Origin of the sequence: Streptomyces sp. NBC_00212 (assembly GCF_045206365.1) — a bacterium.
In the GTDB taxonomy this organism is placed as follows: Bacteria; Actinomycetota; Actinomycetes; order Streptomycetales; family Streptomycetaceae; genus Streptomyces.
Genome location: NZ_CP108115.1, coordinates 7,107,444 through 7,121,283 on the forward strand (window position 1 = coordinate 7,107,444; position 13,840 = coordinate 7,121,283).

14 protein-coding genes are annotated in these 13,840 nt (G+C 71.2%); 13 read left to right on the plus strand and 1 reads right to left on the minus strand.

Annotated features, from left to right (window positions below):
* The first annotated feature begins 1 nt into the window (after nt 1).
* The 13 genes from OHA17_RS32440 to nusB all read left to right on the plus strand — a co-directional run bounded on the left by OHA17_RS32440 (nt 2) and on the right by nusB (nt 12,924).
* The gene (locus OHA17_RS32440; protein WP_406509450.1) at nt 2-331 is read left to right on the plus strand and encodes a DUF6167 family protein; all 330 of its coding nucleotides are present in this window, start codon (nt 2-4) and stop codon (nt 329-331) included.
* On the plus strand, nt 331-3,000 hold the full coding sequence (gene alaS, locus OHA17_RS32445; protein ID WP_406509451.1) for an alanine--tRNA ligase: 2,670 nt from the start codon (nt 331-333) through the stop codon (nt 2,998-3,000). Before OHA17_RS32440 ends, alaS begins: the two co-directional genes overlap by 1 nt.
* Before the next feature lie 94 nt (nt 3,001-3,094).
* Entirely contained in the window at nt 3,095-3,559 is a 465-nt protein-coding gene (gene ruvX, locus OHA17_RS32450) for a Holliday junction resolvase RuvX (protein ID WP_398881844.1), read from the plus strand.
* A 101-nt stretch (nt 3,560-3,660) separates the two neighbouring features.
* Nucleotides 3,661-5,394, plus strand: coding sequence for an endolytic transglycosylase MltG (gene mltG, locus OHA17_RS32455; RefSeq protein ID WP_406509452.1), 1,734 nt, complete (start codon nt 3,661-3,663; stop codon nt 5,392-5,394).
* Nucleotides 5,375-6,217, plus strand: coding sequence for a shikimate dehydrogenase (locus tag OHA17_RS32460; RefSeq protein ID WP_406509453.1), 843 nt, complete (start codon nt 5,375-5,377; stop codon nt 6,215-6,217). Before mltG ends, OHA17_RS32460 begins: the two co-directional genes overlap by 20 nt.
* A 149-nt stretch (nt 6,218-6,366) precedes the next feature.
* Nucleotides 6,367-7,551 (plus strand): chorismate synthase, encoded by a 1,185-nt coding sequence (gene aroC, locus OHA17_RS32465; RefSeq protein ID WP_406509454.1) that lies wholly within the window; start codon nt 6,367-6,369, stop codon nt 7,549-7,551.
* Nucleotides 7,548-8,066: a shikimate kinase gene (locus tag OHA17_RS32470; protein ID WP_398881836.1), complete on the plus strand. Its 519-nt coding sequence runs from the start codon at nt 7,548-7,550 to the stop codon at nt 8,064-8,066. The genes aroC and OHA17_RS32470 overlap by 4 nt, the downstream gene beginning before the upstream one ends.
* Nucleotides 8,063-9,157 carry a 3-dehydroquinate synthase gene (aroB, locus tag OHA17_RS32475; RefSeq protein ID WP_053724518.1) on the plus strand — a complete coding sequence of 365 codons (1,095 nt, stop codon included), beginning with the start codon at nt 8,063-8,065 and terminating at the stop codon, nt 9,155-9,157. Before OHA17_RS32470 ends, aroB begins: the two co-directional genes overlap by 4 nt.
* The gene (gene aroQ, locus OHA17_RS32480; protein ID WP_406509455.1) at nt 9,154-9,603 is read left to right on the plus strand and encodes a type II 3-dehydroquinate dehydratase; all 450 of its coding nucleotides are present in this window, start codon (nt 9,154-9,156) and stop codon (nt 9,601-9,603) included. Before aroB ends, aroQ begins: the two co-directional genes overlap by 4 nt.
* A gap of 131 nt (nt 9,604-9,734) precedes the next feature.
* Nucleotides 9,735-10,688, plus strand: coding sequence for an AAA family ATPase (locus OHA17_RS32485; RefSeq protein WP_406509456.1), 954 nt, complete (start codon nt 9,735-9,737; stop codon nt 10,686-10,688).
* A gap of 62 nt (nt 10,689-10,750) precedes the next feature.
* Nucleotides 10,751-11,857: a M24 family metallopeptidase gene (locus OHA17_RS32490; protein ID WP_406509457.1), complete on the plus strand. Its 1,107-nt coding sequence runs from the start codon at nt 10,751-10,753 to the stop codon at nt 11,855-11,857.
* Between the two features lie 69 nt (nt 11,858-11,926).
* Nucleotides 11,927-12,493 (plus strand): elongation factor P, encoded by a 567-nt coding sequence (gene efp / locus OHA17_RS32495; RefSeq protein WP_406509458.1) that lies wholly within the window; start codon nt 11,927-11,929, stop codon nt 12,491-12,493.
* Between the two features lie 2 nt (nt 12,494-12,495).
* The gene (nusB, locus tag OHA17_RS32500; RefSeq protein ID WP_189962228.1) at nt 12,496-12,924 is read left to right on the plus strand and encodes a transcription antitermination factor NusB; all 429 of its coding nucleotides are present in this window, start codon (nt 12,496-12,498) and stop codon (nt 12,922-12,924) included.
* 152 nt (nt 12,925-13,076) lie between these two features.
* On the opposite strand, the gene bldD is transcribed toward nusB, so the two are convergent.
* On the minus strand, nt 13,077-13,577 hold the full coding sequence (gene bldD / locus OHA17_RS32505) for a transcriptional regulator BldD (protein WP_014044812.1): 501 nt from the start codon (nt 13,575-13,577) through the stop codon (nt 13,077-13,079).
* Nucleotides 13,578-13,840: the final 263 nt, after the last annotated feature.

Genomic DNA, 13,840 nt, shown 5'->3' on the forward strand with positions numbered 1-13,840 from the left:
GATGTTCCGCCGTACGTTCTGGTTCACCGCGGGCGCGGCCGCCGGAGTCTGGGCCACCACCAAGGTCAACCGGAAGCTGAAACAGCTCACCCCGGAGAGCCTGGCCGCGCGCACCGCCGACAAGGCGGTCGAGGCCGGCCACCGGCTCAAGGACTTCGCCCTCGACATCAAGTCCGGCATGGCGCAGCGCGAGGCCGAACTCAACGACGTCCTGGGCATCGGCGAGAGCGAGCCGCCGCGCGAACTTCCCGCGCAGCGCCGCTTCGTCGCCATCGAGACCACACAACAGCAGCACACCAAGCATTCGTTCAACCGGAATGAGGACCACTGATGGAGTCGGCCGAGATTCGCCGCCGCTGGCTGAGCTTCTTCGAGGAGCGCGGGCACACCGTCGTCCCTTCGGCGTCGCTCATCGCGGACGACCCGACTCTGCTGCTCGTCAACGCGGGCATGGTCCCCTTCAAGCCGTACTTCCTCGGTGAGACCAAGCCGCCCGCGCCGCGCGCCACCAGCGTGCAGAAGTGCGTGCGCACCCCGGACATCGAAGAGGTCGGCAAGACCACCCGGCACGGCACGTTCTTCCAGATGTGCGGCAACTTCTCCTTCGGGGACTACTTCAAGGAAGGCGCCATCAAGTACGCCTGGGAGCTGCTCACCAGCTCCGTGGCGGACGGTGGCTACGGCCTGGAGCCCGAGAAGCTCTGGATCACGGTCTACCTCGACGACGACGAGGCCGAGCGCATCTGGCACGAGGTCGTCGGGGTGCCGAAGGAGCGCATCCAGCGCCTGGGCAAGAAGGACAACTTCTGGTCCATGGGCGTGCCCGGACCGTGCGGCCCCTGCTCCGAGATCAACTACGACCGCGGCCCCGAGTTCGGCGCCGAGGGCGGCCCGGCCGTCAACGACGAGCGGTACGTGGAGATCTGGAACCTGGTCTTCATGCAGTACGAGCGCGGCGCCGGGGAGAACAAGGAGGACTTCCCGATCCTCGGCGACCTGCCCTCCAAGAACATCGACACCGGTCTCGGTCTCGAACGCCTCGCGATGATCCTGCAGGGCGTGCAGAACATGTACGAGACCGACACCCTGCGCGTCGTCATGGAGAAGGCCACCGAGCTGACGGGCGTGCGCTACGGCGACAAGCACGAGTCCGACGTCTCGATGCGCGTCGTCGCCGACCACATCCGTACGTCCGTGATGCTCATCGGCGACGGCGTGACCCCGGGCAACGAGGGCCGCGGCTATGTGCTGCGCCGCATCATGCGCCGCGCCATCCGCAACATGCGCCTCATGGGCGCCACCGGCCCGGTCGTCCAGGACCTGATCGACGTCGTCATCAAGACGATGGGCCAGCAGTACCCGGAGCTCGTCACCGACCGCAAGCGCATCGAGACGGTCGCCCTCGCCGAGGAGGCCGCCTTCCTCAAGGCGCTGCGCGGCGGCACCAACATCCTGGACACCGCCATCACCGAGACCAAGGCCACCGGCGGCACGGTCCTGGCCGGCGACAAGGCGTTCCTGCTCCACGACACCTGGGGCTTCCCGATCGACCTCACCCTGGAGATGGCCGCCGAGCAGGGCCTCTCCGTGGACGAGGACGGCTTCCGCCGCCTGATGAAGCAGCAGCGCGACCAGGCGAAGGCCGACGCGCGCGCCAAGAAGACCGGCCACGCCGACCTGTCCGCCTACCGCGAGGTGGCCGACGCCTCCGGCGCGACCGACTTCACCGGCTACGCCTCCACCGAGAACGAGTCGACCATCGTCGGCCTGCTCGTCGACGGCGTGCCCTCGCCCGCCGCCACCGAGGGCGACGAGGTCGAGGTCGTCCTCGACCGCACCCCCTTCTACGCCGAGGGCGGTGGCCAGCTCGCCGACCAGGGCCGGATCAAGCTCGACACCGGCGCGGTCATCGAGATCCGCGACGTGCAGAAGCCGGTCCCCGGCGTCCACGTGCACAAGGGTGTCGTCCAGGTCGGCGAGGTGACGGTCGGCGCCTCCGCGTACGCCGCCATCGACACCAAGCGCCGCCGCGCGATCGCCCGCGCCCACTCCGCGACGCACCTCACCCACCAGGCGCTGCGCGACGCGCTCGGCCCGACGGCCGCCCAGGCCGGCTCCGAGAACTCGCCGGGCCGCTTCCGCTTCGACTTCGGTTCGCCCGCGGCCGTTCCCGGCACGGTCCTCACCGACGTCGAGCAGAAGATCAACGAGGTGCTCGCCCGCGAACTGGACGTGCAGGCCGAGGTCATGTCGATCGACGAGGCCAAGAAGCAGGGCGCCATCGCCGAGTTCGGCGAGAAGTACGGCGAGCGGGTCCGCGTCGTCACCATCGGCGACTTCTCCAAGGAGCTGTGCGGCGGCACTCACGTCCACAACACCGCCCAGCTGGGCCTGGTGAAGCTGCTCGGCGAGTCGTCCATCGGCTCGGGCGTGCGCCGCATCGAGGCGCTGGTCGGCGTGGACGCGTACAACTTCCTGGCCCGCGAGCACACGGTCGTGGCCCAGCTCCAGGAGCTGGTCAAGGGCCGTTCCGAGGAGCTGCCGGAGAAGATCTCCACCATGCTCGGCAAGCTGAAGGACGCCGAGAAGGAGATCGAGAAGTTCCGCGCGGAGAAGGTGCTCCAGGCTGCCGCGGGTCTGGTCGACTCCGCCAAGGACGTCCGCGGCACCGCGCTCGTCACGGGCCAGGTGCCGGACGGCACCTCCGCCGACGACCTGCGCAAGCTGGTCCTGGACGTGCGCGGCCGCATCCCCGGCGACCGCCCGGCCGTGGTCGCGCTGTTCACCACGGCCAACGGCCGTCCGGTCACGGTCATCGCCACCAACGAGGCCGCCCGCGAGCGCGGTCTCAAGGCCGGCGAGCTGGTCCGCACCGCCGCCAAGACCCTCGGCGGCGGCGGTGGCGGCAAGCCGGACGTCGCCCAGGGCGGCGGCCAGAACCCGGACGCGATCGGCGACGCGATGGACGCCGTCGAGCGCCAGGTCGCTGAGATCTCGTGAGCGACGAGCGCGCGGCCGCCGGGCCGCAGCTGACGATGACGCCCGCACCTCTGCGCCGCGCGGTCGGAGAAGCGAACAATCGGGCAGGTGCCTGATGCGCCGAGGACGCCGACTGGCGATCGATGTCGGTGACGCCCGGATCGGGGTCGCCTCGTGCGACCCCGACGGGGTGCTCGCCACGCCGGTGGAGACCGTGCCGGGACGCGACGTCCCGGCCGCTCACCGGCGGCTGCGGCAGCTCGTGGCGGAGTACGAGCCGATCGAGGTGGTCGTCGGACTGCCCCGCTCCCTCAACGGGGGCGAGGGCCCGGCGGCGGCCAAAGTCCGCCTGTTCACCCAGGAGTTGGCACGCGGCATCGCCCCGATCGGGGTGCGGCTCGTCGACGAGCGGATGACGACGGTGACGGCCAGTCAGGGGCTGCGCGCCTCCGGGGTGAAGTCCAAGAAGGGACGTTCCGTCATCGACCAGGCAGCCGCCGTGATCATTCTTCAGAACGCGCTTGAGGCCGAACGGGTGTCAGGTAACGCTCCCGGCGAAGGCGTCGAAGTGGTTATCTGATCGCGATACGGTAACGTTCCGGCCGATGCGGAGGCATTCGAACAGTCACCGCACAGCAAAAGAGGCGGACCGTCCGGATGCCTCGCGGCTCTAGGGGACCGATGACTGAGTATGGCCGGGGCGCAGGCTCCGAACCGTGGCACCCGGAGGATCCCCTCTACGGGGACCAGGGGTGGGGAGCGCAGCAGGCTGCCTCCGGTCAGCAGGCTCCGTACGGCGGCCACGAGCAGCAGCCGCAGCAGCAGTACCAGCAGCAACCTCAGCAGCAGTACTACCCGCAGCAGCCGCAGGACCCGTACGCGCCGCAGCCGCAGTACGCCGAGCAACAGTTCCAGCAGGGCTACGCCGAACAGCCCCAGCAGGGCTACCCCCAGCCGCAGTACGCGGACCAGTACGCGGCACAGCCCCAGCAGTACAACGGGAGCGGGGGCTGGGACACCACCACGGGCCAGCAGGCCGCCATGCCGTACGCGGGCCAGCAGCCCGACCCGTACAACAACGGCTACGCCGACGAGGGCCACGACCTCTACAGCACCCCCGAGGCGTATCCGCCGCCGCAGCCGCCCGGCCAGCGGACGGCGCCGGCCGTGCCCGAGGTGCCGGAGCAGGGCGGTGAGTGGGACGCCGAGCCGCAGGAAGAGAACCACCCGTTCTTCACCGGCGCCGATGATGGCGAACGCGAAGACGACGATCCGCGCGAGTCCCGCCGCGGCACCGGCGGCGGTGGCCGCGACCGGCGCGGCAAGACCAAGAAGAAGGGCAAGAGCGGGCGCGCCTGCCTGGTCCTCGCGGTGGTCTTCGCCGTCGGCGTCGGGGGCGTCGGCTACGTGGGCTACGACTTCTACCAGAAGAAGTTCGGCGCGGCCCCCGACTACGTGGGCGAGGGCAGCAGCGAGACCGTCACCGTCGAGATCCCGACGGGTGCGGGCGGCTCCGAGATCGGCCAGCTCCTCAAGCAGGCCGGTGTCGTCAAGAGCATCGACGCCTTCGTCCAGGCCCAGAACGACGACCCCAAGGGCAAGACGATCCAGGCCGGCGCCTACACGATGAAGAAGGGCATGTCCGCGGCCAACGCGGTCAAGCTCATGCTCAATCCGAGCAGCCGCAACTCCCTCATCATTCCCGAAGGCAAACGCAACTCCTGGGTCTACGGGGAGATCGACACCCGGCTCGGCCTGCGCCCGGGCACGACCAAGGACATCGCGCTCAAGAACGCCAACAGCATGGGTCTGCCCGACTGGGCCAAGGGCCACAAGAACGTCAAGGACCCGCTGGAAGGATTCCTCTACCCGGCGAGCTACCCGGTCGCCAAGGGCATGAAGCCCGAGGACGTACTGAAGAAGATGGTCAACCGGGCCAGCTCCGAGTACGGCAAGCAGGACCTGGCCACCGAGGCCAAGAAGCTCAACCTGGACGGCCCCTGGCAGCTCATCACCGTGGCCAGCCTCGTGCAGGCCGAGGGCAAGACGCACGACGACTTCCGCAAGATGGCCGAGGTCGTCTACAACCGCCTCAAGCCGGACAACACCCAGACCAACCAGAAGCTCCAGTTCGACTCGGCGTACAACTACCTCACGGGCAAGAGCAACATCAAGATCGGCCTGTCCGAGATCAACAGCAACCCGGACCCGTACAACACCTACAAGTGGCGGGGCCTGACCCCCGGACCGATCGGCAACCCCGGCACCGACGCGCTGGCCGCCGCGCTGAACCCGACGGGCGACGGCTGGATGTACTTCGTGGCCACCGACGGCGAGAAGAAGACCGAATTCGCCAAGACCCTGACCGAGTTCAACAAGCTGAAGGAAGAGTTCAATGCCCAGTCCGGCCAGTGAGGGCGCGCGACGGGCGGCCGTGCTCGGGTCGCCCATCGCGCACTCGCTCTCCCCGGTCCTGCACCGGGCCGCGTACGCCGAACTCGGCCTCGGCCACTGGTCCTACGACCGGTTCGAGGTCGGCGAGGCGGATCTCTCCCGCTTCTTCGCGGGCCTCGACACATCCTGGGCCGGCCTCTCGCTCACGATGCCGCTGAAGCGGGCGGTCATGCCGCTGCTCGACGCGGTCAGCGCGACGGCGGCCTCGGTCGAGGCGGTCAACACCGTCGTCTTCACGGACGACGGCCGCCGCCTCGGCGACAACACCGACATCCCCGGCATGATCGCGGCCCTGGGCGAGCGCGGAGTGACCCGGGTCGATTCCGCCGCCGTCCTCGGCGCGGGCGCGACCGCCTCCTCGGCGCTCGCCGCGCTCGCGCGCATCTGCACCGGCCAGGTCACGGCGTACGTACGCTCCGAGGCGCGGGCCGAGGAGATGCGCGGCTGGGGCGAACGGCTCGGCGTCGACGTCCGCACCGCCGACTGGTCGCGGGCCGCGGACGCCTTCGCGGCGCCGCTGGTCATCGCGACCACCCCGGCCGGCACCACCGACGCGCTGGCCGAGGCCGTCCCCGAGCGTCCCGGCACCCTCTTCGACGTCCTGTACGAGCCCTGGCCGACCGCGCTCGCGGCCGCCTGGTCGGGGCGCGGGGGAGCGGTCGTCGGCGGACTGGACCTCCTCGTGCACCAGGCGGTGCTCCAGGTCGAGCAGATGACGGGGTGCCCGACGGCCCCGCTCGACGCCATGCGCAAGGCCGGCGAGGCGGCGCTGGCTGCCCGATAGAGGGCACCGGAGGGGGTTTCACGTCCGTCTGATGGACCTCCCGCCGGGTCATCGCTCCGGCCATGGGAGGATCAGGGGTGGCGGGCCAGGGCCGCGCACCCCGGCCGCGCCGTCGGAGTACCAGGACGCGCGAGCAACGAGGAGCACCGTTGAGCAGGTTGCGTTGGCTGACCGCTGGGGAGTCCCACGGACCCGCACTTGTCGCGACGCTGGAGGGTCTTCCCGCCGGCGTGCCGATCACCACGGAGCTGGTGGCCGACCACCTGGCCCGGCGGCGGCTGGGCTATGGGCGCGGCGCCCGTATGAAGTTCGAGCGTGACGAGGTGACCTTCCTCGGTGGCGTGCGGCACGGCCTGTCGATGGGCTCGCCGGTCGCGATCATGGTGGGGAACACCGAGTGGCCCAAGTGGGAGCAGGTCATGTCGGCCGATCCGGTGGCGCCGGAGGTCCTCGCCGAGCTGGCCCGCAACGCCCCGCTGACCCGTCCGAGGCCCGGCCACGCCGACCTCGCGGGCATGCAGAAGTACGGCTTCGACGAGGCCCGGCCGATCCTGGAGCGCGCCAGCGCCCGGGAGACCGCGGCCCGCGTCGCGCTCGGGGCGGTGGCCCGCTCCTACCTGAAGGAGACGGCCGGCATCGAGATCGTCTCCCATGTGGTGGAGCTGGCCGCGGCCAGGGCCCCCTACGGGCTCTACCCGACCCCCGCCGATGTCGAGAGGCTGGACGCCGACCCGGTGCGCTGTTTGGACGCGGACGCGTCGAAGGCGATGGTCGCCGAGATCGACCAGGCCCACAAGGACGGCGACACTCTCGGCGGGGTCGTCGAGGTGCTCGCCTACGGCGTGCCGGTCGGTCTCGGTTCGCACGTGCACTGGGACCGGCGTCTGGACGCCCGGCTCGCCGCCGCCCTGATGGGCATTCAGGCGATCAAGGGCGTCGAGGTCGGTGACGGCTTCGGCCTGGCCCGGGTGCCCGGTTCGCAGGCACATGACGAGATCGTGAACACGGCCGGGGGCGTCCGGCGGACCTCCGGCCGCTCCGGCGGCACCGAGGGCGGCCTGACCACCGGTGAGCTGCTGCGGGTACGGGCCGCGATGAAGCCCATCGCGACCGTGCCGCGCGCGCTCGCCACCATCGACGTCGCCACCGGCGAGGCCGCCAAGGCCCATCACCAGCGCTCCGACGTGTGTGCCGTGCCGGCCGCCGGCATCGTCGCCGAGGCCATGGTCGCGCTCGTCCTCGCGGACGCCGTCGCCGAGAAGTTCGGCGGCGACAGCGTCCCCGAGACCCGCCGCAACGTCGAGTCCTACCTCGACCACCTGCAGATCCGGTGAGCACCGGACCGCTGGTCGTCCTGGTCGGGCCGATGGGCTCGGGCAAATCCACCGTGGGCGCGCTGCTCGCCGAGCGGCTCGGCGCGCCCTACCGGGACACCGACGCCGACATCGTGGCCGCCGAGGGCCGCGCGATCTCGGACATCTTCATCGAGGACGGCGAGCCGCACTTCCGCGCGCTCGAACGGGACGCGGTACGCACCGCGCTCGCCGAGCACACGGGCGTGCTCGCCCTCGGCGGCGGCGCGATCCTCGACGCCGACACCCGCGCACTGCTCGCGCCGTACCCCGTCGTCTATCTCTCGATGGACGTCGAGGAGGCGGTCAAGCGCGTCGGCCTGAACACCGCCCGCCCGCTGCTCGCTGTCAACCCGCGCCGGCAGTGGCGCGAGCTGATGGACGCGCGGCGCCATCTGTACACCGAAGTCGCCCGTGCGGTCGTCGCGACCGACGAGCGCACCCCCGAAGAGGTCGCCCAGGCGGTCCTCGACGCACTGGAGTTGAAGGACGCATGACGGAGCAGGCACCCACCCGGATCCAGGTCGGCGGCGCCGCCGGCACTGACCCGTACGAAGTGCTCGTCGGCCGCAACCTGCTGGGCGAACTGGCCGGACTCATCGGCGACCGGGCCAAGCGGGTCGCGATCATCCACCCGGAGGCCCTGGCCGGCACCGGTGACGAGATCCGCGCGGACCTCGCCGCCGAGGGCTACGAGGCCATCGCCATCCAGGTCCCGAACGCCGAGGAGGCCAAGACCGCCGAGGTCGCCGCCTACTGCTGGAAGGCGCTCGGCCAGTCCGGCTTCACCCGCACCGACGTCGTCGTCGGCGTGGGCGGCGGCGCCACCACGGACCTCGCCGGATTCGTCGCCGCGACCTGGCTGCGCGGGGTGCGCTGGATCTCGGTGCCGACCACCGTGCTCGGCATGGTGGACGCGGCCGTCGGCGGCAAGACCGGCATCAACACCGCCGAGGGCAAGAACCTCGTCGGCTCGTTCCACCCGCCCGTCGGCGTCCTGTGCGACCTGGCCGCGCTCGACTCGCTGCCGGTCAACGACTACGTGTCGGGCATGGCCGAGGTCATCAAGACCGGCTTCATCGCCGACCCGGTCATCCTCGACCTGATCGAGTCCGACCCGGCCGGCGCCCGCACCCCCGAGGGCCCGCACACCGCCGAGCTCATCGAGCGCTCCATCCGGGTCAAGGCCGAAGTGGTCTCCAACGACCTCAAGGAATCGGGCCTGCGCGAGATCCTCAACTACGGCCACACCCTCGCCCACGCCATCGAGAAGAACGAGCGCTACAAGTGGCGGCACGGCGCGGCCGTCTCCGTCGGCATGGTCTTCGCGGCCGAACTCGGCCGTCTGGCAGGGCGGTTGGACGACGCGACGGCGGACCGGCACAGCGCGATCCTGCAGTCCGTCGGCCTGCCGCTCACCTACCGCGGCGACCAGTGGCCCAAGCTCCTGGAGAACATGAAGCTGGACAAGAAGTCCCGCGGCAACCTGCTGCGCTTCATCGTCCTGGACGGCCTCGCCAAGCCGACCGTCCTGGAGGGCCCCGACCCGTCGGTGCTGCTCGCCGCCTACGGCGAGGTCTCCGCATGACCCGGCGGGTGTTCGTCCTCAACGGCCCCAACCTGGGCCGCCTCGGCTCGCGCGAGCCCGACGTGTACGGCGCCACCACCTACGCGGGCCTCGTCGAGGTCTGCGAGGCGCTCGGCAAGGAGCTCGGCTTCGAGGTCTCGGTCCGCGAGACCAACGACGAGGGCGAGCTCATCCGCTGGCTGCACGAGGCTGCGGACGGTCGGATTCCGGTCGTCATCAACCCGGGCGCCTTCACCCATTATTCGTACGGAATGCGCGACGCGGCCGCCCAGCGGACCGCGCCGCTCATCGAGGTCCACATCTCGAACCCGTACGCCCGTGAGCAATTCCGCCACACCTCGGTGATCGCACCCGTAGCCACCGGCACCGTCGCGGGCTTCGGCATCGGCTCCTACCGCCTGGCGCTGCGCGCGCTCGCCGACGAACTGGCGGACGAACTCGGCTGACGGGCACTGTCGCCGCTCCCCGGCCGTTCACACTGTGGCGGCCGGGAGAGGTACGGTTCTGCACCGGGCCGCCCCACACCGACGGGCGCCCGACCAGCGCCAGTTGCCTGTACGAGACGGAGTGGCACCGGATGCAGCACGCAGGGGGGGCTCCACTGCCGCCGCCCCACGCCCCGGGGCAGCCCCCGCACGACTGGGCCCAGCCGATCGAGCCGGAGGCGACGGCTCCGCTGCGCCCCGGCGCGCCCCCGCCCGCGCCGGGCGCCCCGCCCTACCAGCCCGGGCCCCCGCCCGGTTCCGGGCCCGCGACCGCCCAGCTCCCGGCCCACCCGCAGTCGCCGCCCGCCCCGGCCCATCACCCGGGAGCCCCGCACACGGCGGGCACCCAGCAGCCGCCCGGCCAGGGTTGGCACGGGCCCGCCCCGCAGCACGCCTCGGCCCGCCCGCCGTCCCGGGACACCACCGGGCACGTCGCGCTGCCGCCCGGCGGCCCGGTCCCGATCCCGCAGGCGCCCGAGGGGACCGGCGCCACCACGCTCGCGGTGCTCCTCATCGGCCCCGCCGGAGCAGGCAAGACGACCGTGGCCCGGTACTGGGCGCAGCACCGCCGCGTGCCCACCGCCCACATCAGCCTCGACGACGTGCGCGAATGGGTGTGCTCGGGGTTCGCCGACCCCCAGTCGGGCTGGAACGACCACTCCGAGGCCCAGTACCGCCTGGCCCGCCGCACCTGCGGCTTCGCCGCGCGCAACTTCCTGGCCAACGGCATCTCCTGCATCCTCGACGACGCGGTGTTCCCCGACCGGCCGGTCGTCGGCCTCGGCGGCTGGAAGCGGCACGTGGGCCCGGGCCTGCTGCCGGTCGTGCTGCTCCCGGGCCTCGAAGTGGTCCTGGAACGCAACGCGGAGCGCAGCGGCAACCGCCGCCTCTCGGACGAGGAGGTGGCCGGCATCCACGGCCGCATGGCCGGCTGGTACGGCTCGGGCCTGCCGATCATCGACAACTCCCAGTACGACGTGCCCACCACGGCCCGTCTCCTGGACGACGTCCTGGCCAGAACGATCGCGAGCCCGCCGAGCTGGTAACCCGGCCCCCGGTCGGACGCGCTGGAACGGCCGACCCGGCGCCCCGCTCATACGCTCGGGGCATGTCAGAGGTGTTCGCGGTGCGCCGCGGCTGGCTGCGGGACCGCTGCGCGGCCGCGGGCAGCGCGGCCGCGCTGGTCTCCCGCCCGGCCAATGTCCGCTACCTCGCTGGCGGCGCCCCGCCCGGCGCGGTCCTGCTCGTCGGCCCGGCCGAGGACGTGCTGCTGTGCCCGCGCACGCCGTCGGGCGACCTCATCGAGGGGCACCTCGACGAGCAGCTCCGGCTCACCGTGCTGCCCGCCCCCGGCGGCGACCCCGCCGTCGCGGCCGCCGACCTCGCCCAGACCAGCGGCGCCGACTCGCTGGCCGTGGAGGAGCACCACCTGTCGGTGGCCCGCCACCGCGCGCTCGGCTCGGTCGCGCCCCGGCTGCTCCTGGGCGACCTGGGCGGCGCGGTCGAGCAGCGCCGCCTGGTCAAGGACGAGGACGAGATCGCCTGCCTGCGCATCGCCGCCGAGATCACCGATCAGGCCCTGGGCGAGCTCCTGGAGTCGATCCTGGTCGGCCGCACCGAGCGTCATCTCGCCCTGGAACTGGAGCGCCGCCTGGTCGACCACGGCGCGGACGGGCCCGCCTTCATGACCTCGGTCGGCACCGGCCCCAACTCGGGCCGGGCGGGCCACCGTCCGGCCGACCGACGGGTCGAGGAGGGCGACTTCCTCTCGGTCTGCCTGGGCGCCACCTACCGCGGCTACCGCTGCGAGATCGGCCGTACGTTCGTGATCGGCACCACCCCCGCCGACTGGCAGATCGAGCTGTACGACGCCGTTTTCGCAGCCCAGCGGGCCGGCCGGGAGGCCCTCGTACCGGGCGCCGAGTACCGCGCGGTGGACCGCGCGGCCCGCCAGGTGCTGGACTCGGCGGGTCACGCGGAGGCCTTCGGACCGCTCACCGGACACGGCGTCGGGATCGAAATCGACGAGGAGCCGCAGCTCGCACCTGGAGCCATGGGTAAACTGGAGACTTGCGTGCCGGTCACCGTCGAACCGGGGGTCCACCTCCCGGGCCGGGGCGGCGTCCGGATCGATGACACGCTCGTCGTACGCCCCGAGGCGGACGGCGGCCCCGAGCTACTCACCATCACGACCAAGGAGCTGCTAGCGCTCTAGCACGCGTACGTGCCTCGTGTGCGTACCCTCGGTCGTCCACCAGCTTTCAGTCCAGGAGATTCCGCAACCGTGGCTTCCACGAACGACCTCAAGAACGGCCTGGTGCTCAAGCTCGACGGAGGCCAGCTCTGGTCCGTCGTCGAGTTCCAGCACGTCAAGCCCGGCAAGGGCCCGGCCTTCGTGCGCACCAAGCTCAAGAACGTGCTCTCCGGCAAGGTGGTCGACAAGACCTTCAACGCCGGTGTGAAGGTCGAGACGGCCACCATCGACCGCCGCGACATGCAGTTCTCGTACATGGACGGCGAGTACTTCGTCTTCATGGACATGGACACGTACGACCAGCTGATGGTCGACCGCAAGGCTGTCGGCGACGCCGCCAACTTCCTGATCGAGGGCTTCACCGCCTCGGTCGCGCAGCACGAGGGCGCGGTGCTCTACGTCGAGCTCCCCGCCGCCGTCGAGCTGGTCATCCAGCACACCGACCCGGGCGTCCAGGGCGACCGCTCCACCGGCGGCACCAAGCCGGCCACCCTGGAGACCGGTTACGAGATCGGCGTCCCGCTCTTCATCACCACCGGTGAGAAGATCAAGGTCGACACCCGCACCGGTGACTACCTCGGCCGGGTGAACAGCTAACCGTGGCTGCCCGGAACAAGGCCCGCAAGCGCGCCTTCCAGATCCTCTTCGAGGCCGACCAGCGCGGTGAGTCCGTGCAGACGGTCCTCGCGGACTGGGTGCGGCACTCGCGGTCCGACGACCGTCAGCCGCCGGTCGCCGAGTACACGATGCAGCTCGTCGAGGGGTACGCGGGCCACGTGGACCGCATCGACGACCTCATCTCCACGTACGCGGTGGGCTGGACGCTCGACCGGATGCCGGTCGTCGACCGGAACATCCTGCGGCTCGGTGCGTACGAGCTCGTCTGGGAGGACGAGACGCCCGACGCGGTCGTCATCGACGAGGCCGTCCAGCTGGCGAAGGAGTTCTCCACGGATGACTCGCCGGCGTTCGTGAACGGGCTGCTCGCCCGTTTCAAGGACCTCAAGCCGAGCCTGCGCCGCGACTAGCGTCGCAGGCAAAGGCCTACGAAGGGCCCGCAGCACCACGTGTGCTGCGGGCCCTTCGGCATCCCCGCGCCCCATACGCGAAAACGCCGTCGGGCCCGGTGGGAGCGGAGTGCTCCCACCGGACCCGACGGCACGTTTCTGCTGAAGGGGCGTCAGCCCTCTTCGTGGGCGACCGCACGGCGCGCGTCCGCGTCAAGGACGCCCCAGCTGATCAGCTGCTCGGTCAGCACCGAGGGGGACTGGTCGTAGATCACGGCAAGGGTGCGCAGGTCGTCCTGGCGGATCGAGAGGACCTTGCCGTTGTAGTCGCCGCGCTGCGACTGGATGGTCGCCGCGTAACGCTGCAGCGGGCCCGCCTTCTCCGGCGGGACGTGTGCGAGGCGCTCAAGGTCGAGGACCAGCTTCGGCGGCGGCTCGGCGGCCCCGCCCGGCGTGGTGCCCGGCAGCAGCTCCTGCACCGGAACGCCGTAGAAGTCCGCCAGCTCGGCAAGGCGCTGTACGGTCACGGCACGGTCGCCGCGCTCGTACGAGCCGACCACGACGGCCTTCCAGCGGCCCTGGGACTTCTCCTCCACACCGTGGAGGGAGAGGCCCTGCTGGGTGCGGATGGCGCGGAGCTTGGCCCCGAGCTGTTTTGCGTATTCGCTGGACATATAGCTCCCCGGACGCTGTGACAACGTGCGGCTCCGCCGCGCGGCTGTAACTCACTGTGAGGTTACGCAGCGTTACTTGGCCGCGTCAAGCCGAATGGTCCACACCCTCGCCCCGGAGGAGTGACAGGCTCCGCGTGGGCCGGGCCATACAGGTCACGGCGATTCGTCGGGCGCACTCACCCGTTCGAGTGATGGCCCGGTATTGGGTGCCTCCCGGCCCCTGGTACCGTTGGTGACGCAATTCCGACGTCCTTTAAGGTCCG